Annotated in this window: 18 protein-coding genes; 3 read left to right on the top strand and 15 right to left on the bottom strand. The window is 67.9% G+C overall.

All coding sequences use genetic code 11. The features are described 5' to 3' along the window. Window positions 1-4: 4 nt before the first annotated feature. The 4 genes from NBW77_RS03385 to NBW77_RS03370 form a co-directional block, all read right to left on the bottom strand. Window positions 5-1009, bottom strand: a complete 1005-nt coding sequence (locus NBW77_RS03385; RefSeq protein ID WP_131748226.1) for a M48 family metallopeptidase — start codon at window positions 1007-1009, stop codon at window positions 5-7. 180 nt (window positions 1010-1189) lie between these two features. Beyond that, entirely contained in the window at window positions 1190-1933 is a 744-nt protein-coding gene (locus NBW77_RS03380; RefSeq protein WP_131748283.1) for an acyltransferase, read from the bottom strand. Further along, window positions 1930-2928: a class I SAM-dependent methyltransferase gene (locus NBW77_RS03375; protein ID WP_250279258.1), complete on the bottom strand. Its 999-nt coding sequence runs from the start codon at window positions 2926-2928 to the stop codon at window positions 1930-1932. The genes NBW77_RS03380 and NBW77_RS03375 overlap by 4 nt, the downstream gene beginning before the upstream one ends. A 17-nt stretch (window positions 2929-2945) precedes the next feature. Continuing rightward, window positions 2946-3722 (bottom strand): enoyl-CoA hydratase/isomerase family protein, encoded by a 777-nt coding sequence (locus tag NBW77_RS03370; RefSeq protein ID WP_131748228.1) that lies wholly within the window; start codon window positions 3720-3722, stop codon window positions 2946-2948. Between the two features lie 220 nt (window positions 3723-3942). Here NBW77_RS03370 and glgX point away from each other — a divergent pair, with 220 nt between their 5' ends. Beyond that, window positions 3943-6222, top strand: coding sequence for a glycogen debranching protein GlgX (gene glgX / locus NBW77_RS03365; protein ID WP_502799429.1), 2280 nt, complete (start codon window positions 3943-3945; stop codon window positions 6220-6222). On the opposite strand, the gene NBW77_RS03360 is transcribed toward glgX, so the two are convergent. From NBW77_RS03360 to NBW77_RS03340, 5 genes are all read right to left on the bottom strand, one after another. Further along, window positions 6212-6793 (bottom strand): GNAT family N-acetyltransferase, encoded by a 582-nt coding sequence (locus NBW77_RS03360; RefSeq protein WP_250279256.1) that lies wholly within the window; start codon window positions 6791-6793, stop codon window positions 6212-6214. The two genes, glgX and NBW77_RS03360, sit on opposite strands and share 11 nt — an antisense overlap. Before the next feature lie 163 nt (window positions 6794-6956). Then, entirely contained in the window at window positions 6957-8105 is a 1149-nt protein-coding gene (locus tag NBW77_RS03355; protein ID WP_250279255.1) for an acyl-CoA dehydrogenase family protein, read from the bottom strand. Between the two features lie 162 nt (window positions 8106-8267). Further along, window positions 8268-10826, bottom strand: coding sequence for an alpha-glucan family phosphorylase (gene glgP, locus NBW77_RS03350; protein ID WP_131748231.1), 2559 nt, complete (start codon window positions 10824-10826; stop codon window positions 8268-8270). A gap of 114 nt (window positions 10827-10940) precedes the next feature. Further along, window positions 10941-12995: an acetate--CoA ligase gene (gene acs, locus NBW77_RS03345; protein WP_131748233.1), complete on the bottom strand. Its 2055-nt coding sequence runs from the start codon at window positions 12993-12995 to the stop codon at window positions 10941-10943. A gap of 112 nt (window positions 12996-13107) precedes the next feature. Beyond that, window positions 13108-14601, bottom strand: coding sequence for an MFS transporter (locus tag NBW77_RS03340; RefSeq protein WP_165486269.1), 1494 nt, complete (start codon window positions 14599-14601; stop codon window positions 13108-13110). Here NBW77_RS03340 and NBW77_RS22250 point away from each other — a divergent pair. Beyond that, entirely contained in the window at window positions 14533-14853 is a 321-nt protein-coding gene (locus NBW77_RS22250) for a pentapeptide repeat-containing protein (RefSeq protein ID WP_349816951.1), read from the top strand. The two genes, NBW77_RS03340 and NBW77_RS22250, sit on opposite strands and share 69 nt — an antisense overlap. Here the strand turns inward: NBW77_RS22250 and NBW77_RS03330 are convergent. Further along, the gene (locus NBW77_RS03330; RefSeq protein ID WP_131748236.1) at window positions 14832-15461 is read right to left on the bottom strand and encodes a TetR/AcrR family transcriptional regulator; all 630 of its coding nucleotides are present in this window, start codon (window positions 15459-15461) and stop codon (window positions 14832-14834) included. The two genes, NBW77_RS22250 and NBW77_RS03330, sit on opposite strands and share 22 nt — an antisense overlap. 223 nt (window positions 15462-15684) lie before the next feature. On the opposite strand from NBW77_RS03330, the gene NBW77_RS03325 reads away from it, so the two are divergent. Next, window positions 15685-16005, top strand: a complete 321-nt coding sequence (locus NBW77_RS03325; RefSeq protein WP_131748238.1) for a hypothetical protein — start codon at window positions 15685-15687, stop codon at window positions 16003-16005. 132 nt (window positions 16006-16137) lie between these two features. On the opposite strand, the gene NBW77_RS03320 is transcribed toward NBW77_RS03325, so the two are convergent. The 5 genes from NBW77_RS03320 to NBW77_RS03300 all read right to left on the bottom strand — a co-directional run bounded on the left by NBW77_RS03320 (window position 16138) and on the right by NBW77_RS03300 (window position 23298). Next, window positions 16138-16986 carry an HAD family hydrolase gene (locus NBW77_RS03320; RefSeq protein ID WP_502799428.1) on the bottom strand — a complete coding sequence of 283 codons (849 nt, stop codon included), beginning with the start codon at window positions 16984-16986 and terminating at the stop codon, window positions 16138-16140. Window positions 16987-17143: 157 nt separating this feature from the next. Continuing rightward, window positions 17144-18772, bottom strand: a complete 1629-nt coding sequence (locus NBW77_RS03315) for a N,N-dimethylformamidase beta subunit family domain-containing protein (protein WP_250279253.1) — start codon at window positions 18770-18772, stop codon at window positions 17144-17146. Between the two features lie 776 nt (window positions 18773-19548). Then, window positions 19549-20667 (bottom strand): cysteine protease StiP family protein, encoded by a 1119-nt coding sequence (locus NBW77_RS03310; protein WP_131748244.1) that lies wholly within the window; start codon window positions 20665-20667, stop codon window positions 19549-19551. Between the two features lie 65 nt (window positions 20668-20732). Beyond that, entirely contained in the window at window positions 20733-22079 is a 1347-nt protein-coding gene (locus NBW77_RS03305) for a phosphoribosyltransferase family protein (RefSeq protein ID WP_250279252.1), read from the bottom strand. Between the two features lie 31 nt (window positions 22080-22110). Further along, entirely contained in the window at window positions 22111-23298 is a 1188-nt protein-coding gene (locus NBW77_RS03300) for an HpcH/HpaI aldolase/citrate lyase family protein (RefSeq protein ID WP_131748246.1), read from the bottom strand. Window positions 23299-23378 lie beyond the last annotated feature (80 nt).

Here is a 23378-nt window from a genome sequence, read left to right as displayed (position 1 = left end):
CCGGTCAGGCGGTGGTGGTCCAGACGGCGAGGCCGGTGCCGCAGACTCCGCAGAACCGCTCGGTCGGACGTGCCGACTTCTCGCACGCCAGGCAGCGGCGGCTGCCCGCCCGCACCGCATAGGTACCCCCGAGGATCTTCCTCGGTTCGTCCTCATGCAGCCATTCGTCGAAGTAGCGGGCCCGTTCGACAGCGAGCGGGTGGGAGCCGGTGGCGCGGATCCGCAGGCGGTGGAACCGGGCCAGCATGCTCTCGTCGGCCATGTCGTCGAGGAGCCGGGCCTGTTCCAGGAAGGCGTCCGGGTTCATCTGGTCCAGCCAGCGGGTCGCCCCGCCCGCCAGCTTCATCATCATGCGGACGCACGGGTCGGGGTCCTGGACGGTGAGCATCGCCGCGCGGTCGGCGGTGAGCTCCGCCTTGCGCGACCAGGCCGCAAGCCCGGCCCCGAGGCCGAACGCCGCGAGGTTGCCGACGATGGCGTTCGCCTTGCGGGCAAGGCCCACCCCCATGGCGCCGCCGACGATCCGGGCCATCGTCCCGTAGAGGACATGCCCGCACTTGATATGCCCGAGTTCATGCCCGACGACGGCCAGCAGCTCGTCGTCGTCCATGATGTCGATGAGCCCGGTGAACAGCACCAGATACGGATGGTTGTGTCCCGCCGTATAGGCGTCGACCGGCCCGTGCCGGACGAAGAGTTCAGGTTCCGGAATGTCAAGAACCGCGCACGCTTCGCGCAGGACGGCATAGATCCCCGGGAGCTGACGCGGCCCCACCTTCACGCCGGACGCCGTGTTCTCCACGTACTGGGTGCGCTCCACTCCCCATTCGATGTATTTCGCCACGGCGCGATCAAAACCGGGAACCCGCTGCAGCGTACGGGTGGCCCGCCGGTCAAGAGGGTGCCGGAAGGCGTCCGGATCGAGTCCGGGCAGGCGAATTCGTCGGCTTTTATCGACGGAATCCACCGACAGCTTTCGGATGCTCACCACATCGTCGGCTTGGGTCATCCCCCACCTCTCGAAGCATCCACCAAGGTCGTATTCTCGACCGAAGCGGGATGTCAGGCGACATGGTAGAGCGCGGCCTCGGCGCCTGGAAGCCCAACCGTCGGACGTCCCTGGGTCGGCTGCCCGACACCGGGCGAACCACCCCGTTCCGGACGACCGGCCCCACGAGAGGGACCGCCGTCAACGGGGACGCCCGGCACTACCGCGGGCCGCGATGACCGGGGCCGCGGCCGCGGTCGTCTTGCGGGCGATGTCGGCTAGTGCGGCCCGCCTGGCCTCGGCGGCGCGGTAGTCCTCGACGCGGTCGCGCACCACCCGCGCGGGCACGCCGACCGCGACCGACATCGGCGCGATGTCCGCGTTCACCACGGCACCCGCGGCGATCACCGACCCCGGGCCGACGTGGGTACCACGCAGCACCGTGACCTTGGTCCCGAGCCAGACGTCCGGACCGATCCGCACCGGGGACTTGACGATGCCCTGGTCCTTGATGGGGACGTGGATGTCACTGAATATGTGGTCGAAATCGATCACATACACGTCATCCGCGATCAGCGCCTTTGCACCGATCTCGATGTCGAGATAGCAGTTGACGGTGTTGTTGCGACCGAAGACGCATTTGTCACCGATCCGCAGGTTCCCCTCGTGGCAACGGATCTGGTTGCCGTCCCCGAAATGAACCCACCGGCCGAGGATGATCCGCCCGTAACCCGGCCGGGCCTCGATGACCACGTCTTTTCCCAGAAACACGAAACCCTGGGTGACCACCTGAGGGTTGCGCAGCCGGAACACCATGAAACGCCAGTACCGGCGCAGATGGAAAGGCGTCCAGGCGCGATGGCGGAAAATCCACCGTACGGACGAGAGCGTGAGAAATCGAGCCTGTCGTGGATCCCGGTTCCGCCGGCCGCGGAAAAGCCTCACGGCCGGCTCCCGACCGGCCGGACTTCGACTGGTTCGACACCGGCCGGTCGGACGCCGGTGACGAGCGCATTGTAGAAAAGCCCGGCGGGCACCACCCGTGCGGCATACCGGGCGTCGAAGGCGGCCAGGCGCTGCCACGTCCGGTACACCGCCATCCGGTAGCGGAAACCGAGCTTCGCCTCCGCCACGGCGCATTCGAACGTACGCACCGGCCAGCCGAACCAGGCCGCGGTCAGCTCCTCGGTGCGCACCTCGACGCCGGCCGCGCCCGCCCGCCGGGCCGTCTCGGCCAGCTCCGCGGGCGCGAAGGTGTGCAGGTCCACGACGGACTCCAGGGCATGCGCGGCCGAGCTTGCCGCCAGGTCGTCCGCCGGCCGGGCCCAGTCCCGCAGCATCGGCAACCCGGTCGCCCGGGTCGTCGCCCACCAGGTCGCCCGCGACAGCCGGCGGGCGATCACATCGCCGTACCTGGTCGGCTCGCCGGCGAACACGAACCGTCCACCCGGTCGCAGTACCCGCAGCACCTCCCGCAACGCACGTTCCACGTCCGGGATGTGATGCAGGACGGCGTGCCCCACCACCAGGTCGAAGCTCGCATCCGGATACGGGACGGACTCGGCGTCCGCGACCCGGCCGTCCACGGTGAGGCCCAGGTTCGCCGCGTTACGGGTGGCCGTGGCGACCATCCCGGGGCTGATGTCGCTGACATGCGCGCCGTCGCGTGCGACAACCCCGGCCTGTACCAGGTTGAGCAGGAAGAACCCGGTCCCGGCGCCGATTTCCAGGGCGCTCGGGTACGGCCAGCCGGCCGTACCCGCGATGGCGACGAACCTGTCCCTGGCGTAGTCGATGCAGCGTTCGTCGAACGAGATCGACCACTTGTCGTCGTAGGAGTCGGCTTCCGCGTCGTGGTACAGGATGTTGGCCTGTTTGGGGTCGTTCCACGCCGCCGCGATGGCGGACGCCGACGGCGGGACCGGTTCACCTGCACCCACGGTTGCATCCACGGCTTTCAACGGCCGATGAAATCCGCCTTGCCCGGACCGCGTTCGACAAAGGAATCCATGCCGATGCGCTTGTCCTCCGTCCCGAACAGGCCGGCGAACAACGCGGTCTCCAGCCGCTGCCCTTCGGACAGCCCGAGGTCGAGACCGTCGTCGATCGCCCTCTTGGCGGCCCGCAGTGCCAGCGCCGGCCCGTCGACGAACCGGCCGGCCAGCCGGACGGCCTCGGTGTACACGTCGTCGGGGGCTACCACCCGGTCGGCGAGACCGATCTCCTTCGCCTCGGGGGCCCGGACCTGACGGCCGGTGTAGATCAGATCCTTGGCCCTGGGCGCACCGATCAACCGCGGCAGCCGCTGCGTCCCGCCCGCACCCGGGATGACCCCGAGCAGGATCTCGGGCAGTCCCACCTTGGCGTTGTCACCGAAGACGCGGAAGTCCGCGCACAGGGCAAGCTCCAGCCCACCGCCGAGGGCGTACCCGGTCACCGCTGCCACCACGGGCTTGGGGATGCGGGCCACCTGCTCGAACGTCGCGGTGAGGTCGCTGACCCACGCCAGGATCTCGGCGTAGCCCATCGGAGCCATCTCCTTGATGTCGGCTCCGGCCGCGAACACCTTCGGGCCACCGTAGATGACGACCGCCCGGACGTCCGCGCGGGTGGTCGCCTCACCCGCCGCCGCGCGCAGCTCGCCGGTCAGCTCGCTGTTGATGGCGTTCATCGGAGGCCGGTCCAACCTGATCGTGCCAATACCGTTGTCGACCTCGAAGTGCACGACCGCCACCGACCGACCTCCCTGTCAGCTCTCACGTGTTCCCACACATGCGGGTTGCCACATGCCGGGACCCTGGACGCACCTTAGGCCCTAACCGCTCGATCTTCATCGGATACGTGGCCATTACCTTCCGTAACTTCCTGTGACCTCCCGGCGTCCGCCTCCCGGCGTCCACCTCCCGGCGTCCACCTCACGCCACGCTCCCGGCATCCGCTCGCCGGCCGGTGGGATGTCCATCCGCGAGCGGCGGCATCATTCGGCAGCTACCGTGACGGACGTGACGACATCGATCTCGGTTCGTGACACCGTCAACCGGTCCGACCGCACCCTGCCCGGGTCGCCCGAACCGCTCGGGGTCCACTGGGACGGATCGGGTGTGAACGTCGCGGTGGCCGCACCGAACGCGGACGCGGTCGAGATCTGCCTGTTCGACGCCCGGGGGAACGAAAGCCGCTACCGGTTACCCGAACGCGACGGCGGGGTGTGGCACGGCTACCTGCCGGGCGTCGGACCGGGCCAGCGCTACGGGCTGCGGGCGCACGGCCCGTACGCCCCCGAACGCGGCCTGCGCTACAACCCGGCCAAGCTGCTCATCGAGCCCTATGCCCGGATGCTGACCGGCGGCCTTGTCCCCCATCCCGCGATCTCCGGTTTCCACGAGACCGACCCGTACTCGGCCGGCTCGGACGGGCGCAACTCCGCGCCTTTCGTCCCGCAGGGCATCGTGATCGACAACCGGCAGGTCCCGACCGGTGACCGGCCAGGCATCCCCTGGCCCGAGACGGTCGTCTACGAGCTGCACGTGAAGGGCTTCACCAAGGCGCACCCGAGCGTCCCACCCGCGCAGCGCGGCACCTACGCGGGCCTGGCGCACCCGGCGGTCATCGACCATCTGCGCACCCTCGGCGTCACCGCGGTCGAACTGCTGCCGGTGCACGCGCACGTCTCCGAACCGATGCTGGCCCAGCGGGGCCTGGTCAACTACTGGGGTTACAACACCCTGGGTTTCTTCGCCCCGCATCCCGGCTATGCGGCCACGGACGACCCGGTCGCCGAGTTCCGCGCGATGACCCACGCCCTGCACACGGCCGGCATCGAGATCATTCTCGATGTGGTGTTCAACCACACCGCCGAAGGCAGCGAACGCGGCCCGACGCTGTCGCTGCGCGGGCTGGACAACGCCACCTACTACCGTCTGGAGCCCGGCGACCCACGCCGGTACCGGGACATGACCGGGTGCGGCAACACGCTGAACACCTCCTCCCCACACGTGGTGAGGCTGATTCTGGACTCGTTGCGCTACTGGGTGAGCGAGATGGGCGTGGACGGGTACCGGTTCGACCTGGCGACCGCGCTCGCGCGCAACCCCGACGGTTTCGACCCGGCCGCGCCGCTGCTGACCGCCATCCACGCCGACCCGCTGCTGTCGACCGTCAAACTCATCGCCGAACCGTGGGACGTCGGCTGGGGCGGCTACCAGGTCGGAGCCTTCCCCGCGCCGTGGGCGGAGTGGAACGGCCGCTATCGCGACACCATCCGCGCGACCTGGACGCGGGGTGCGTCCGGCGTGGCCGACCTCGGTTACCGGATCACCGGCTCGAGTGATCTCTACCAGCACTCGGGCCGACGGCCATGGGCGTCGGTGAACTTCGTCACCGCACATGACGGCTTCACCCTCGCCGATCTCGTCTCCTACTCCGACAAGCACAACGAGGCCAACGGCGAGGGGAACCGCGACGGCGAGGCCCACAACAACTCGACGAACTGCGGGGTGGAAGGCCCGAGCGGCGACCCGGACGTGCTGGCCTGCCGGCGCCGTACCCGCCGCGCCCTGCTCGCGACGCTGCTGCTGTCCGCGGGCGTGCCGATGCTGCTCGCCGGGGACGAGTTCGGCCGTTCGCAGGGTGGCAACAACAACGCCTACTGCCAGGACAACGAGATCTCGTGGCTACGCTGGCCCGGCGACATCACCGACGGCATACCCGATGGTGACGTCCCTGGCGACGGCCCGGCGCCCGCGGCCGACCCCGCCGGGGACGATCCGATGCTGCTGCCGCTGGTAAGCGGTCTTGTGCGACTGCGACGCGTGTCCCCGGCGCTGTCCCGGCAGAAGTTCTTCCAGGGCGGCCCGTCCAGCATCGGCGCGCTCGCGGACATCACCTGGTTCCGCCCGGACGGCATGGTCATGTCGGACGCCGACTGGAACTCGCCGCAGGTCCACACGGTCGTCGCGCACCTGTCCGGGAGGACGTTTCCCTGGCAGGCGCCGGACGGCGGCCCGGTCAGCGGCGACTGCTTCCTCGTCATCCTGCATCCGGACGCGGGTGAGACGGACGTCGTCCTGCCGGGTGAGCCGTGGGCGTCCGCCTACGAGTTGCTGCTCGACACCTCCGCCGAGGACCTCGCCGGTTTTCCCGGCACCCTCGACACCCCGTTGCGGATCGTCCATGCCGGGGACGAACTGCGCATCACCAGCCGCACCGTCCTCCTCCTCCGCGTCACCAGATGAAATCATGCGGCGGGCTGGCCGGAATCGTACCCGCCTCCCCCACGCAGGCGCGGTCGAGATGCTTCGTGAAGACGATGTGGTCCAGGCCGGGGCCGTCGTAGTCACGCTGCACCGGCACTCCGTCGACGAGGGTGTCGCCGGGCTCGATCTGAAATCCCATGCGGGTGTGGAACGCCAGTGAGGTCCTGTTGCCGGGGCTGGTGATGCAGCGGACCGTATGCCGACCGTTCTCTTCGGCGAGTTCGAAGAACCGCTGGTACAGCGCAGCGGCGACACCATGGCGACGCAGGGCCGGGTCGACCCCGACGAAGTGGATGTAAGCCTCGTCGGGAGCGGTCTGGGACAGGAATCCGACGAGGAAGGCCATCAACCGGCCATTGTCATTTTCGACGATATAACCACTCGTGGTGAAGTGCTGGAAGAACAGCCGGGGCAGCAGCGACGCGCGCCGCAGTGACCCGGCCCTCCCCTGGAATCCGGCCCACCAGTCGTCCATGACCGCGAGCACCCGAGGATGATCCGCAGCCTGCGGGTGGCGCAACGTCAGACCGGGCGGGAAGTCCGTCGACATGGTCCAAGACTGGCATACTTCATGCCCCGACGACACAGGTCCATCGCTTAACGTTATTATTCGATCACCCGAACCCAACAAACATACTAATCGATCTTGAAATTAGCATGTTTGTTGGATACTTGGCAGGTTCCGCGGGACACACCGGACGCGAGGCGCACCGCTACCGCAGGAGCTGGCGGGCGATGACCATCCGCTGGATCTGGTTGGTGCCCTCGTAGATCTGGGTGATCTTGGCGTCCCGCATCATGCGCTCCACCGGGAAGTCCCTGGTGTAGCCGTAGCCGCCGAACAGCTGGACGGCGTCGGTGGTGACCTTCATCGCCGTGTCACTGGCGAGACACTTGGCCGATGACGAGAAGAAGGTCAGATCGCGCTCGCCACGCTCGGCCTTGCCCGCCGCCACGTACACCATCTGGCGGGCGGCCTCCACCGCCATGGCCATGTCGGCCAGCATGAACTGGACGCCCTGGAACTCCGAGACCGGCCTGCCGAACTGCCGGCGTTCCTTCACGTAGCCGATCGAGGCGTCCAGCGCACCCTGGGCAAGACCGACCGCCTGCGCGCCGATGGTGAGCCGGGTGTGGTCGAGGGTGCGCAATGCGGTCGAGAACCCCGTGTCGGGCTCACCGATCATCCGTTCGGCCGGGATGCGGCAGTCCTCGAAATGGATCTCAGCGGTCGGTGAGCCCTTGATGCCGAGTTTGCGTTCCTTCGTCCCGACCGAGAAACCGGGATCGTCCGCATGGACGACGAACGCCGAGATTCCCTTCGGGCACTTCTCCGGGCTGGTAACCACCATCACCGTGTAGTGGGTGGAGACCCCGGCACCGGTGATCCAGCACTTGGTGCCGTTCAGCACGTAGTCGTCACCGTCGCGGACCGCCCTGGTCCGCATCGAGGCCGCGTCGCTGCCGGCCTCCCGCTCGGAAAGGGCGTAGGAGAACAGCGCCTCCCCGCTCGCCACGAGCGGAAGGTAGCAGCGCTTGAGGTCCTCCGAGCCCGACAGCAGCAATCCGGTCGTCCCGAGCTTGTTCGCGGCGGGAATCAGCGAGGACGACATGCACACCCGAGCGATCTCCTCGACCACGATCGCGCCGGCCAGGGCGTCGGCACCGACCCCGTCATAGGCCTCCGGGATGTGCACCGCGTGCAACTCCGCGGCCTTCATCGTCGCATAGACGTCCCAGGGGAACTCCCCTGTCTCGTCGATCTCAGCCGCACGTGGCGCGATCTCGGACTCGGCCAGTGAACGGACCGTCTTGCGGAGAACCTCGTGCTCCTCCGGGAGCTGGTATGCCTCGAAACCCATCGCCCGCCTCCGCTCCCCCACCCGACAGCCAATCCTAGGTCTGCCGGAAGCCTCCGGCGACGCGAAAACCCATGATCGCGCCGCCTTCGGCCGGGGGCTCTGTCTGGTGGGAGCCGGCGCACAGCCGTGCCGACCCCCACCTCAGAGATGAGCCCGCGGTGTTCAGCCCGGGTTCGCCACGAGCCCCAGCTCCGCCGGTGAGGCAAGCAGCCGGTGGCGGGGCAGCACCCGGACGGTGTAGCCGAAGGACCCGGTCCGCCGCATGGGGATGGTGCCCTCGAACCGCAGGCCACCACCTTCGCTGTCGCCGACATGGGCCAGCGACAGGCTGGCGGGGTCGAGCAGCCGGTCGGCCTCGTCGATGCGGCCGTAGGACGCCTGGACGTCCACGTCGTCGAGGCCGAGCCCGCCGAGCTCGACCGTGGCCCGCACCACCAGTGACTGGCCGACCTGCGGGGTGTCACCGAGCCCGGCCGAGTCGACGTTGATCACCTGGACGCCCGGCCAGGCCGCCCGTACCCGCGTCTTCCACGCCGCCAGGTCCCGCGCGCCGACCAGCCCGTCGGCCGCGGCCACCCGCGCCGAGGCACCGGCGGGGATGTAGTACCGCTCCACGTACTCGCGCACCATGCGGGTGGCGAGCACCTGAGGCCCGAGCGTGGACAGGGTGTGCTTGACCATCGACGTCCAGTGCCGCGGAGGTGCGCCCGCGCCGGCGACGTCGTAGAAACGCGCGGCGACCGTGTTCTCCAGCAGGTCGTACAGCGAGGCCGACTCGATGTCGTCGCGACGGTCCGGGTCCTCCACGCCGTCCGCGGTGGGGATCGCCCAGCCGTTCTGCCCGTCGAACATCTCGTCCCACCATCCGTCGCGGATGGACAGGTTGAGGCAGCCGTTGAGCGCGGCCTTCATGCCCGACGTCCCGCACGCCTCCAGCGGGCGCAGCGGATTGTTCAGCCACACGTCCGACCCGGAGTACAGGAAACGCGCCATCCCGATGTCGTAGTCGGGAAGGAAAACGATCCGATGCCGGACCTCGGGAGTGTCGGAGAACTGCACGATCTGCTGGACGAGCTGCTTTCCGCCGTCGTCGGCCGGGTGCGCCTTGCCGGCGATGACCATCTGGACGGGCCGCTGTGGGTGCAGCAGCAGCCGGGTGAGCCGTTCCCGGTCACGCAGCATCAGGGTGAGCCGCTTGTAGGAGGGGACCCGGCGGGCGAATCCGATCGTCAGGATGCCCGGGTCGAACACTCCGTCGACCCAGTCCAACTCGCCAGGTGCGGCGCCACGCTGCAACCAGGACACCCGCAGCCGGCGACGGACCTCGGCCACGAGGCGTTCTCGCAGGTCCCGGCGCAGCGCCCAGACCGCCTCGTCCGACACTCGGGCGATCTTCGCGAACCCCTCGCCGTCGTCGTTCAGCGGAGAGGGACCGAGCTCCCGGTCGGCCAGCTCGATCACGTCCCGGGAAACCCAGGTGGGCGCATGCACACCGTTCGTGACCGAGCCAATCGCGACCTCGGCCGGGTCGAACCCTGGCCACAGGCCCGCGAACATCGCGCGGCTGACGATCCCGTGCAGCTTGCTGACCCCGTTGGACCGCTGGGCAAGGCGCAGGCCCATGTGAGCCATGTTGAACACGTTCGGGTCGGACTCGGCCCCGAGCTGGAGCACCCGGTCGACGGGCACTCCGGGCCAGGCGTTGTCCTCGCCGAAGTGGCGGGCCACCAGGTCCCGGGGAAAGCGGTCGATCCCGGCAGGCACAGGGGTGTGTGTGGTGAACAGGGTCCCGGCCCGCGCCGCCTCCAACGCCTCGTCGAAGCTCAGACCGGTCTCGGTCAGCTCCCGGATACGCTCCAGGCCGAGGAATCCGGCGTGGCCCTCGTTCGTGTGGAACACCTCGGGCGCCGGGGCGCCGGAAACCGCCGAGTAAGCACGCAAGGCCCGGACCCCACCGATGCCCAGCAACATCTCCTGCAACAGGCGGTGGTCGGTACCGCCGCCGTAGAGGCGGTCGGTGACGCCTCGCTCGGCCGGCTGGTTGTCCTCGACGTCGGAGTCCAGCAGGAGCAGCGGGACCCGTCCGACCTGCGCTTTCCAGATCTGCGCATGCAGGGTACGGCCTTCGGGGAGCCCGACCGCGATCTTCACGGGCGCGCCGGAGGCGTCGGTGAGCTGGGTCAGCGGCAGCCCGTGTGGGTCGATTCCGGGATAGCGCTCCTGCTGCCAGCCGTCGCGGGACAGCGACTGGACGAAGTAGCCGGCCCGGTACAGCAGGCCCACCCCGACGATGGGCACTCCCAGGTCGCTGGCGGTCTTGAGATGGTCGCCCGCGAGAATGCCCAGGCCACCGGAATACTGCGGCAGCACCTCGGTGATGCCGAACTCCGGTGAGAAATAGGCGATCGCTTCCGGGGCATCGGCCAGCGACTGGTACCAGCGTGGTGCGGTCAGGTATTCCTGCAGGTCGTCGGCGGCGTCTCCGATGCGGCGCACGAAGCGTCGGTCGCCGGCGAGGCTTTCAAGGCGCTCGTGGTCGACCTCGCCGAGAAGCCGAACCGGGTCCCCCTTGCAGGCACGCCACAGCTCGGGATCGACGGACTCGAAAAGATCCAGTGTCTCCGGGTGCCACGACCAGCGGAGGTTCAGCACAAGCTCACCGAGTGGGGAAAGCTGCTCGGGGAGCTGCGCACGGACGGTGAAGCGTCGAAGGGCTCTCACGAAGTTGTGAGCCTAGACACCACCGGTGGACGGAAAACACCGGGGTACCAGGAGTTCTTGATCATCTGGCGGTCCTTTCGCGGATCTTCGGAGCCTCCGGCTACCCCAACGGCTCTAGTCGTCCGAGGCAGCGGTGGCGACCTTGGCCGACAGGACCGCCATCACGGCAGGGTCCCGCAATGTCGTGACGTCCCCGAGCTCGCGTCCCTCGGCAATGTCCCGCAGCAGCCGCCTCATGATCTTCCCGGATCGCGTCTTCGGGAGATCCTCGGCCCAGATCACCCTCCTGGGACGAGCAAGCTTGCCGATCCGCGTGGCCACATGCTCGCGGATGTCTGCGACCATGGCGTCGTCGCCGACACGGTCCCCGGCCAGCGTCACGAACGCGACGATGGCCTGGCCGGTCTGCTCGTCCGTCTGCGCGACGACCGCCGCTTCGGCTACCGCCTCGTGCGCGACGATCGCCGACTCGACCTCGGCGGTCGACAGGCGATGCCCCGACACGTTGATCACATCGTCAATCCGACCGATGATCCAGAAATAGCCGTCGGAATCCAGCCGGGCGGCGTCCCCGACGACGTACACCGTCGGACCGAACCGGGAGAAGTAGGTCTGCACGAACCGGTCGTCGTCCCGGTAAAGGGTCCGCAGCATGGACGGCCACGGTCTGGTGATGACCAGGATGCCGGTGCCCTCGGTGACCGGCTCGCCGTCCTCGGACAGCAACGCCGGCGCGATGCCGGGCAGCGGAGTCGTCGCCGAACCCGGCTTGGTCGACGTCACCCCCGGCACCGGCGAGATCATGATCGCGCCGGTCTCGGTCTGCCACCAGGTGTCGACAATGGGGCAACGACTACCGCCGATCACCGTGTGATACCACAGCCACGCCTTGGGATTGATCGGCTCGCCCACCGTGCCGAGCAACCGCAGCGAGGACAGGTCGTGACGAGCCGGGTACCGCGGCCCCCATTTGATGCAGGTACGGATGGCGGTCGGAGCCGTATAGAAGATCGTGACCTTGAACTCCTCGATGATCCTCCACCAGATGTCCCGGTCGGGATAGTCGGGAGCCCCTTCGAACATCACGCTGGTCGCGCCGTTGGACAACGGCCCGTAGACGATGTAGGAGTGCCCGGTGATCCAGCCGACGTCCGCCGAGCACCAGTAGACATCCGAGGACGGGTCGAGATCGAACACGAGGCGGTGGGTGTAGGTCGCCCCGGTGAGATAACCACCCGTGGTGTGCAGGATGCCCTTGGGCTTGGCCGTGGAACCGGAACTGTAGAGGATGAACAGCGGCTGCTCGGCGTCCATCGGCTCGGCCGGGCACACCGGATCAGCCTGCTCGCACAGCTCGTGATACCAGACGTCACGGCCCGCGAGCATCGGAGCGGGCGTACCGGTCGAACGGACCACGATGATGTGCTCGAGGGCTTTGCAACCACCGAGTTCGGCATCCACCGCCTCCTTGACCGCCACCGTCCGGCCCTTGCGGCGCGCCCCGTCCACGGTGATCAGCACCTTGGCGTCGGACACTTCCATTCGCTCGATCACCGCGGACGGGGAGAACCCCCCGAAGACAACGTTGTGCACGGCGCCGATCCGGGCGCAGGCCAGCATCGCCACCACGACCTCGGGAATCATCGGCAGGAAGATCCCGACCACGTCGCCCTTGCCGACCCCGAGGCCTTTCAGCCCGTTCGCCAGGCGCTGCGTCTGCGCCAGCAGGTCGGAATAGGTCAGCGCGCGCCGCTCCCCTTCCTCCCCGACCCAGTGGAATGCGACCTTGTCCCCCCGGCCGGCGGTCACATGCCGGTCCAGGCAGTTCCGCGAGACGTTGAGGCGACCGTCGGTGAACCACCGGTAGAACGGCGGATTGCGGTCATCCAGGACGGTTGCGAAAGGCGTGTCCCAGTCCAGCAAGGTACGGGCCTTCTGCGCCCAGAAGGCCACCGGGTCGGCGGCCGCCTCGACAACGTCGGCTTCGTGGTCGGCTTCGTGGTCGGCTTCGTGGTCGGCTTCGTGGTCGGCTTCGTGGGACCCACGGGAGACGAAACCGGCCGGCGGATCGAAACGGTCGACCGACAGCAGCCGCTCGAGTTCCTTCTCGAGGCTGGTCTCGTCCAGACCGGCCGGATCCAGACCGGTGCCGTCCGCGGTGCTGGTCAACGTGTCCTCCTGCGTCCGGGTGCCGTCTCGTCCGCATCCGGGTGTACCACGAAGCGCTCCCGGGGCACAGCGTCCGCCGCGGTGACGCCGGTCGGGATGGCAGATCTACCCGTCAACCGGCGTGCACGGGCATTCCCTCGGCCGGTACGTCCTCCTTACCTGCCCGGACGAGAACAACGATTGTCACCAACGCGATCAGGATCATCACCGCGCCCCAGACGAACGCCGTGGTGTAGCCGGAGATCTGTGCCTGGGCCTGGCTGTCCGGGCCGGGCCCGTGCTTGACGAGGTAGTTCGTCACGGCGGTGGCGAACACGGTGTTGAGCAGCGCGGTACCCAGAGATCCGCCGACCTGCTGGGTGGCGTTGACCAGTGCGCTGGCCACACCCGCGTCATGGGGTTCGACACCGATGAGCGCAAGGCTCGACATCGGGACGAAGACAAGCCCAAGCCCGATGCTTATGAGCAGTTCGCCGGGCAGAACGTGGCTGACGTAACCGGTGTCGAGGCCGATCCGCGTCAGGTAGAGCAGCCCGACCGCGCTGAGGACGGTTCCACCGACCATCGGGATCTTGGGACCGGTACGTGGCAGAAGCTGACTGGCGATACCGGCCGACACGATGATCCCACCGCTGAAGGGAAGGAAGGCGAATCCCGTGCGCAGCGCGCTGTAGCCGAGACTCGCCTGGAAGTAGTAGGTGAGGAACAGGAACATGGCGAACAGACCGCCGCCGATGAGCAGCGAGGAGATGAAGGACGCGCCGCGGTTGCGTTCCCACGCCACCCGCAGTGGGAGCAGCGGTGCGGCACTGCGGGCCTCGATGACGACGAACGCGACGAGCAACGCCACAGCCGCCGAGAGGAACCCGAGTGTGACCGGTGAACTCCAGCCGTCCTCAGCCGCCTTGGTAAAACCGTAGACCAGGCTGACAAGTCCGGCGGTGACCGTGATCGTTCCTGGGATGTCGTAGCGTGCCTTGCCCTCGGCCCTGCTCTCCCGCACTATCGGCAGCGCCGCGGCGGCGGTGAGCACTGCGATCGGGATGTTGACCAGCAGGCACCAGCGCCAGGAGGCGAACTCCGTGAGGACGCCGCCGAGGATAAGCCCGATCGCGGCACCACCGCCGGCGATCGCGCCGTAGACGCCGAAGGCCCGGGCGCGTTCCTTGCTTTCGGTGAACGTGACCGTGATCAGGGAAAGTGAGGCCGGCGCGAGAACCGCCGCGAACGCCCCCTGCAACGCACGGGCGGCGAACAGAAGCGAGGCGTTCGGGGCGAGACCGCCGAGCGCGGAGGCCAAGGCGAAGCCAAGCAGGCCGCCGACGAAGGCACGCTTACGCCCGACGAAGTCGGCAATCCGGCCGCCGAGAAGCAGCAGGCCACCGAATGCCAGGGTGTACGCGGTGACGACCCACTGCCGATCGGCAACCGAGATGTCCAGATCGGCCTGAGCCTTGGGTAGGGCGATGTTCACGATGGACGCATCAAGTACGATCATCAGCTGAGCTACGGCGATGATACTGAGCGCGAGCCACCGTTGGGGATCGCGCCCATCCGGCGGCTCCACTCCGGTGCCGTCATATACACGTTCGGTGATCGTTGTCACAGATGCTCCTTGAACGGCCAGGCTGGCCAGCGACGGACGACTTCGGGTGTCGAGGACCCGGAGTCAAGGGGACCTGGTGTCAAGGGACCCAGAGTCAGGGGGACCCGACTTCAGGAGACGCGACTTCAGGAGACGCGACTTCAGGAGACGCGACTTCAGGAGACGCGACTTCAGGAGACGCGACTTCAGGAGACGCGACTTCAGGAGACGCGACTTCAGGGAACGCGACTTCAGGAGACGCGGCGCCAGTGACTATCAGCGCCCACCGCGGTCATCAGCGGCAGGAGCACGTCATCGACCATATGTTCGATGAACGCATCATCGAGGGCTTCACCGGTGATCAATAATCGGGAGAAGACCATCGCGGGGGCCAGCTCGTTGAAGACGTCGGCGGCTGCGGGCGAGCACAATTCACCCCGAGCGACAGCACGCTGCACGATGAGCTCGCCGACGCAGCGTTTCGCCTCGATCATCTGGGACCGCAGCGTTGCCGCGAGATCGGGCGACTTTCGCATGGCGAGCAACACGCCGGCCATCAGCGCGGCGTCGTCCCGGGAAACATGATCGATCATCTGGTGGGCGGTGTCCAGCATGTCGCCACGAAGGCTGCCGGTGTCCGTGGGTCCGATGTCGTCGACGCCCCGCCGGCGGATCGCCTCGACGACGAGCTCGTCCTTGCCGGTCCAGCGCCGATAGATCGTCGCCTTGCTCGCCCGTGCCCGGGCCGCGATCGCGACCATACTCATCCGCTCATAGCCGACCTCGACGAGCAGCTCAAGGGCCGCGTCGAGGATGGCCTGCTCGCGGGCCTCGTCCCGGGGGCGCCCTCGTCCGGCGCCACACGGTCGCAGGGAAGTCATCACAACCAGCACCCCCTCCAGGCGTGGACTCTTTCAAAACAGTACGGTACTGTACCTAAAATTTAGAGCGTCTCGACAGTGGCGATGCTCACAAACAGCTTTCCGTAGGCGACAGAAGGCAACAGCGTCCCGCCAGGTTTGTCCGTCGATGTCGGTGACATGCGATCGCCAGTCCGCGATGATTGCCGGAAACGTCCACCGAACCTCAGGAGCCTGTGACGCGATGACCGCCGAGGGCGATTCGAACGAGGTCAGATCACCGTTGACCATCCTGATGGCCGACGATCGGGTATGGGTGATCCACGATGACAGCGACCCGGCGAACCAGGTGTGGAAGGTCATCGCAGTCGCCCCCGACGCCAGCATCAACGAGATGCGCGCGGGGCTCGCCGCGCTACCGGCGAACCTGCGCTACGTCGGTTCCGAGAACACTCCCGGTGAACGGGTCATGGTGTTCATGCGACCCGGCGGCGTAGTCCCCCCCGGTGTCACGCCCGGGGGGGTCACCCTCGCCTTCGGCCCCAACCCGAAGAAGCCCGAATAACAGGAAGGCCAACACCCGGCCAAAGGAGGCGCGACCATGCCTTTCGCGCGCCTCCGGAGGCCATACAGAGACCAACCCGGCCAAAGGAGGCGCGACCATGCCTTTCGCGCGCCTCCGGAGGCCATACAGAGACTAGCCCGATACGAGTTCGGCCCCGAGAATCTCCAGGATCTCCTGCCCGCCGAGCAGGCCCGACCCGACCGTGACCCGCAGGTTCGGCTGCGTCCAACCGCCTTCGTGCAGCTCACCGTGGGCAGGGCGAACAGCCACGTCGGCACCTGCGAGCATCCCCCGGTCCAACAGGGAGTCCCCCGCGGCAGCCACCCGGGCATCCCCGACCCGGCGCACCACCTCGGCGAGCGCCGCCTCCTTCGTCAGGACAGCCGGCACCAGGTAGACCTTGCGTCCCTGCACGGACAGGGTCCACCCGTCGGCGGCAAGCCCCGCGGCCAAACCGGAAAGATCGGGGACGCCGGCGCGTTCGTAGGCAACCAGGTAGACGAACAGGTCGTCGGCGACGCGGCTCGTCCGAACCCAGCCGTCAGCGGCGAGGCGGTCCGCCGCGACCTGGACGTCGGCGAGCGGGCAGGCCTGCGCGGCGATCCGGCCACGGACCCGGGCCGCCCAGTCCGCATCCGGCCGGCCGTCGACCAGCAGATGCCCACCGTTCGCCGCGATGGCATACCGGGGACGCACCCCGAGATCCACCCGCGCGTACTGCGTCCGGGTGCGGGTCGTAACCGGGACGAGGGTTGCCGCCGCGTCCAGTTCCGCGATCAGTTCAGCGGCCCGGACGGTGCAGAACGCGGCCGGTTGGCCGTCGATGTGCTCAACCGTCACCAGATCGGGCTCACCGGCCCCCGGGGCCAGGCGGAACGACCGCCGACTGTAGATCAGCGTCTGGTCCAGGTCACATGCAAGCAGCCAGCGCGGACCCGAAGGGGCTCCGACCGACGATGGCAGGGTTGTCCGCGTATCAATGCCCAGACTGTAAGCCGCGGATGCGCGGACAAGCCAGGTAATCGCAGAAAGTTACCACACGCATGCGTGGACCAACCGTCACCATGGCTCGATCGACCATGTGTTCTTCCGCGACAGCCCACCGGCTGCTCGATCTGTTCTCCGGTTGTCTGTCGGCCTACCGTTCAGCACCGGGGTTCCCCCCGCCCCTGGCGTCGTCGTCCGGCACGGACCGCACGCCCGGATGCCGCCTGCCTGCCGGGCCCTGCGCGAACGTGGTCAACAACGTGGTGGTGACGGTGGTCACGAAGTTCTGGACCACGGGTCCGGTCGCGCCGGGTCCGCACACGTCGGTCACCGCACACACCCACGCGCTGGTCCCCGAATCGAAAACTCCCGCGTCCGAGTCGGCGGTGTAGTAACTGACGTCGGAATGGTCGGGACGGCCACGGCAGACGACCGGTGAATGGGAGAGAACCTCGATCCGCGGCGGTGTCGGATAGGCAAGGTCGACCCGGTCGTACTCGGATCCGATCATTCCCGGAATCCGGCTGCCGGTGGTCACCCCGGTTCCGGCGAACAGCCAGTGCCCGGGGTCGCGGACCACGAGGTCGGCGTGCACCGGGTTGCACTGGTACATGCCGCCGGTGAGCGAGCTCTCCGGGCTCGCCTTCGGCGGGGCCGGCCAGTTCGCGGTCACGGACACGTCCCCGACGGCGTTCAGCGGGTCCTCGGCGGCGACCTTGTAACCGGTCTCCAGCCGGTCCGGCCCGAACGCCGTCGGACCGAGCCGAATTCGTCGGAACACCGCGTTCGCGCCGAGAAAGGCCAGATTTACCCCCTGGTCACGGGCCCGCGTCAACGCTTCCCGCATCGCGGGCGAATAGTACTCGTCATGTCCCATGGAAACGACCGCACGGGCCCCGTCCAACAGCTGCGGATCGGCATGCAGGTCGATGTCGGTGGCATAGGCGACGGGCAGACCGAGCTTCTCCGCGAGGATGATGACGGGGGCTTCGTTACCGGTGAAGTCCGCGGCACCGTCGCCATAGTCGTACGGCCGGTCGAATGACACGACCCGCGCCCGGTCGTCGAACCCCTTCGGCCCGTGGTAAAGGCTGTAGCCACCCCAGGCGTTGTATGCCTGCCAGGTCGTCACCGCGGCCAGCATCACCACCCGCCCGGACGTCGTCAGGCTACGGACCGTCAACGGAATATACGTCTGGAACCCGTCGGCGTCGTCCAGACGTATCAGATACGCGCCGGGTGGCCAGCTTCTCGTGTCGAATGTCGTGGTCGGCGTCCAGGACGTGCTGATCGTGTTCGCCTTCGGGTCGTGGGCCGCGGGGGCCTGCACCCGGCCGGGTAGTGGGCCGACTGCGGTGACCAGACGGCACGTCCGTCCGCCATACCAGCCGATCCGGAAGACCGACGCCTTGAGGGTGGCCGCGGTCGTGGACGCGAACAGGCGAACGTTGTCCCCGGACCGGACGCTGGTGCGGTCAAGCCAGCCCTCCACCGCGTGGTTGTAGCCGAGCCGGGCGAGACCGCAGTCGCCGCCGGGCTTCGCGTTCTCCGCCCGGACGTCGAGCTCGGCGCTCGCCGGGTCGGTCGACGCACCCGGCGAGGCCGCCCCTGCGAGCGCACCCCGGCCGTCGTGGTCGGCTGCGTCGGTACCGCCTCTGGTGGTACCGACGCTGCACCCGACGAGGACGGCCGCGAGCACGAGGGCGATCGCGACGGTGACGGGCGTGAGCCACGTAGCCGGCCCGCGCCGGCTACGGCACGGGTTTCTATGAGCGGGCATGTGGACCATCCTCGTCGGTGTCGCCTTCGCCGCCGGTGTCGCCATCGCTGCGAGTATTACAGTCACCGGCTGTCCACAGCGAAAGCAGGCAGGCACCGGTTGTCCACAGATCGCCACGTACCGTTTCGGATAACCGGCGCGCCTGCAAGGCTGACGGGCATGGCCCCGGACCCCGGCCAGTACTCCTGGCAGAAGACAGCCGACAGTCAGTGCGGTGTAATCGCCATCCGCGCCGTGGTCGCTGCCGGCATGAGCCGGTCAGCGATTCGATGGCAGTTGAAATCGGGCCGATGGCAGCAACCGATGCCCGGGGTCGTCGTAACACGGCCGGAACCACTGACCCGCGTCCAGTTGCTGTGGTGCGCAATCGAGTCCGTCGGGCCGGACGCGGTTCTCGGCGGCGCCTCCGCGGCCGCGTTGGATGGCCTGCGCGGATTCGACGACGAGTACATCACTGTGTTGGTGCCGACGAGGCGACGACCAGGCCCACGACCAGGTGTCGTCATTCACCACAGCGCCCATGTCAACCCCACCCAGGTGTATCCACACCATCGCCCGCGACGGACCAGGCTGGCCCGGTCGATTATCGACATGGCCAACTGGGCGGTACGCCCGGAAGACACCCACATTGTTCTTACCGCCGCTGTCCAGCAACGTCTGGTCACGGTCGATGAACTGCACAGTACGATGCGGAACCGTGGGCCGATCATTCGGAGAAGCCTGATCAGCAAGGTACTGGACAGCCTCGACCGGGAAACCGGCAACGAACCGACACGTCAGGACGGCACATTGAACAGTGCCCGATCGGGCCTGCCATCGAGCGGTTTGATGATCCCCACGCAGGAATACGGCAGATCGGCCCTTTCCTCGACATCCACCCCTTTGGCCTCACAGAGCGACAGGATATGAGCCAGCTCCGCCAACCGGTCGGGCGCGACAACGACCTTCCACGGCACGCGTCGCAGCAGAACCCTGGTGGTCTCGCCGACGCCGGGCTTGACCAGACCGATATTGGCGATCCCGTAATCCCGCGCCAAGGCCTCGACCGCCCGCCACCCCGCCCAGGTCGAGGTACGGTCCTCCACGCGCAGCGCCGCCTTCGTGACAGCTTCGGACGCGGCGGGAAAGGCGTCCACCACGGCTTCGACATACCGGCGGGAGTAATCCCGGTCCGCCAGGTGCCGATAGTACTTCGCCCCGTGGAAGTCATCGGGGCCGATCAGCGCCGGATTGAGCACGGTTCTGCTCACCAGGCCGGAGACCGTGGAGTTCAGGCAACTGTGCGGGATCAGGAAGTCATCCCGGGTACCGTAAATCGACGTGCAGTGACCCGGGTCCGAGATCACAGCCATGGAGCCGTCCACTCCGAGGTCGCGGGCCGCGGCCTGGAGAACCTTGAGAATTGCGCCCTTGCCCGTCCAGCCGTCGACGAACTGGAGCGCTGTCCGGTCGTGGCGATCCAGAATCCACCGCACCGCGTTCTCGTCGAGTCCCCGATCCTTGATGACGGAAATCGAATAGTGAGCCAGGTCGAGCCCGTGCCTCCACAGCGCCCAGCGCCGCATGAGGATGCCGGCCGGTGTACCGGCCCGTGCGAGCGACACGATGACAGGCTTCTCCCGCGTTGCCAGCACGAGCTCGGTGGCAACGCCGACCGCGGTGGCAACCCGTACCGCCGAACGCGCGAGGGCACTCTCGAAGAGTGCGAGATAGGCGTCCGACGGTTCGTATTCGACCGGCAGGTCCTCGGAGTAGTGGCGGCCCTTGGAGAAATCCTCCTCGCGGTCCTCGGTGGGGCGTTCCAGCGGGACGTCGCTGAGATCCTTCAGCAGGAAAGTGACGTCCGCAGGGTCGTACGAACCGGAACCCACCGTGCCCGGGATGGTCCCCGGCACTGCGCCGCCACCCACCACTGCGCCATTACTTACTACGGCGCCATTACTTACAACTGCGCTGTCACTCAACGTGTCCCCCTCGCGAGCCCGGTCGGCCAGGCCAGTGGACGCCCGGCCGGACCCCTCGTCGGAATCGTCACCACCGTCACCGGTGCGCATCGGCGCAGCATCCCCACCATTCCGGACACGTCCATGCCCGCGGCACCCCCGTCGACCCGGCCGTTCGCGGCCGAGTCGACCACCACGACGATGTCGTCATACAGACCGGGCCGGACGTTGTAGACCCGGCTCACCCGCTCGGGATCATCCGGCGCCGGGAACGTCAGCGCACACCGGATCGCATAGCCCTCGGCGTCGATCGGGTAGACCGGCGAGCGGGTCGTCGAGTGGTAGACCACCTCTCCGGGGAGGATCTCGTCGAGTGCGCTCCCGATCCGCAACGGCGTGTACATCAGCTCCTCGGTGCCCAACACCAGGACGCGCCCGGTCGGGTCGCTCAACACCGCGGCAACCTCCTCGGCCACCGCCGGCGCGACTTCGGCGAGCAGGTCCCAGTCAGCCTGCGACCAGCCATGACGCGCCCCGTCGGGGAGTTCCACCGGCCAGTCGGGCGTCACGAAACGCACCGGGTGGGACCGTGCCGGCGGTTCCCAGCCGTCGGCCACATCATCGCCGTGGCGGGCCCGAACCGCTTCGGCGCGCAGGGCCACATCGTCCGGGATCACCAGCTCCCCGGACAGCAGCGACACCACCCGGACGGGCACGCCGAGATGGTCCGCCAGCTCATCGAAAGCACGCCGGGCCTGCGGCGGCCGGGCGTCGAACAGGGTGGCCACCGTGTACGAGGGCCGTGCCGCGAAAGCATGCAGCGCACGGATCGTACCCAGCGCGGTCCGACCGGTCGACAGTTCGTCGTCCACCAGGACCAGCGGTCGGGATGCCCGCACCAGATCTGGATCGGTCGGCATCAGCCAGTGGAAGGTGGCATGCGAATGCGCTTCGTCGAAGTCCAGCAGCGTGGCGGCACCAGGGACCACCCGACGGGTCGTGTGCAGATAGTCGCAGCCCGCAATGCCATCCGCTACAGCATGCCCGAGCGACGTGGCGGTCTCGCAGTAGCCGAGCACCAGCGGCGCCGTCATCGCGGGCCCGCCCTCGGATGTCCGCGGGTCTGACGAAACCCGCGGGCCTGACGAAACCTGCGCGGCGAGCAGCCGGCCGGCCGCCAACGACTCGGCCGGCCGCACCGGAAGATGCTTGCCAAGGATGCGGCTGACCAGCAGATGTGCCCGCAGCGGGTTGCGCCGCAACGCCAGTCCCACCAGGCCGTGCAGACCATCACCGACCAGATCGGACCGGATACGGATGTCAAGCCCCAGTTCGTCCCACAGCCAGTGACCTGCCGGACTCACACGACCTCCGATCGTTTTGTTGCCGCGTCCGTCACGAGGCTCCAGTCGCGGCGAGGACGTCGACGAACGTGTGTCCCTCACGCAGGACGCCGAAGGCCCGAGCCCGCCGCAGCACCCCTTCCGCCCAGGTCCGATGGGGCCGCAGCTCGTTCATCTTGTTCGCGTACTGGCTCCGGCGGACCCCTCCGGCATCGTCCGCGAGGATTGCCATCGCATCCATGTACTCCTCGTGGGTGGCAACATGCAGAGCGTGCACGGCGGGGACGTGGCTGGGATGGATCACGGTCTTGCCGAGCAACCCGTTCGCCTTGTCCAGGACCACTTCGCGGATGAGCCGGTCGAGGTCGGCGGAGACCAGCCGCAACCGCATCCGGGCACCGTCGGCACTGTCGTCGACAAGGTCAGCCTCCTCGAACGGGGTGACCCGCAGCGAACTGACGAACAGGCGTTCCGGCTGGGCGAAGTACTCCCACACCGGTCCACTCACCACGTGGTCGCCGCCGCGAGCACACACGTTGACGATGTCGGCTATGCAGTCGCGTACCACGGCGATGTCATAGATGGTCAGGTCGCGGTCCCGACGCAACCCGAACAGACCGCAGAGGTCGGTTGCGCCGAGACGCACCGCCAACACGATGTCGGCATGTTTGTCGACGAGTTCACGTACTCCGAGTAATGCCTCGGTCCGGGCTTCCCGGAAGATGACCTGAGGACTTTCCAAAACGGGCATCGCCCAGAGCATCCGGCCCACCCGTTCAGAGGCACGCCGGACCGCGACCAGCGCCGCCTCCCCGCTCTCGGGTCCGAACTTCGGCAGCACGAAACCGGCGAATGTCGCCGCCGATTCGCAATCGAGATGAGCGGCCAGGCGTGGTATCTGCTCGGTATTGCGAACACGGACGAACAGCAACGGGGGTCCGCCACCCGTTGCCGGCGGATTCTCACCGAGGTCACGCAGAGCGGTGATCACGTTCGCCTCGGCCGCGGAGACCTCATGGTCTGCGATGGCGTCCTCAAGGCAGAGCACCATCGACGTCACCCCGGCGGCCACCTGCCGACGGACGTCCGCGGCGAGCGCCGGCCGGGTCCCCGGGGCGTACAGGGTGGCGCCGAGCGCTGTCGCCACCAGCCGACGGTCACCGTCCTGCCCGATCTCCTCCGGCAGGAGGTGAAACAGCGCGTCGGTCCGGTCCGCATCCAGGAAACCGAAGTGACGCACCCGTCGAACTCCCTATCGTCGGACCGTTCGGTGATCAGGGTAGAGGCTTCCATCGGCCGTCCACTCCGTCATTTGCGAGA

This window comes from Frankia sp. Cppng1_Ct_nod, assembly GCF_920656135.1.
In the GTDB taxonomy this organism is placed as follows: domain Bacteria; phylum Actinomycetota; class Actinomycetes; order Frankiales; family Frankiaceae; genus Protofrankia; species Protofrankia meridionalis.
Note: the sequence above shows the minus strand (reverse complement) of the source record. Positions and strands in the feature narration are given on the sequence as shown.

Excerpts from the sequence above, each read along its gene's own strand:
- NBW77_RS03385 (WP_131748226.1), bottom strand. The coding sequence starts at position 1,009 with ATGACCCAAGCCGACGATGTGGTGAGCATCCGAAAGCTGTCGGTGGAT.
- NBW77_RS03315 (WP_250279253.1), bottom strand. The coding sequence starts at position 18,772 with ATGCCCGCTCATAGAAACCCGTGCCGTAGCCGGCGCGGGCCGGCTACG.
- glgX (WP_502799429.1), top strand. The coding sequence starts at position 3,943 with ATGTCCATCCGCGAGCGGCGGCATCATTCGGCAGCTACCGTGACGGAC.
- NBW77_RS03325 (WP_131748238.1), top strand. The coding sequence starts at position 15,685 with ATGACCGCCGAGGGCGATTCGAACGAGGTCAGATCACCGTTGACCATC.
- NBW77_RS03330 (WP_131748236.1), bottom strand. The coding sequence starts at position 15,461 with ATGACTTCCCTGCGACCGTGTGGCGCCGGACGAGGGCGCCCCCGGGAC.
- NBW77_RS03360 (WP_250279256.1), bottom strand. The coding sequence starts at position 6,793 with ATGTCGACGGACTTCCCGCCCGGTCTGACGTTGCGCCACCCGCAGGCT.
- NBW77_RS03355 (WP_250279255.1), bottom strand. The coding sequence starts at position 8,105 with ATGGGTTTCGAGGCATACCAGCTCCCGGAGGAGCACGAGGTTCTCCGC.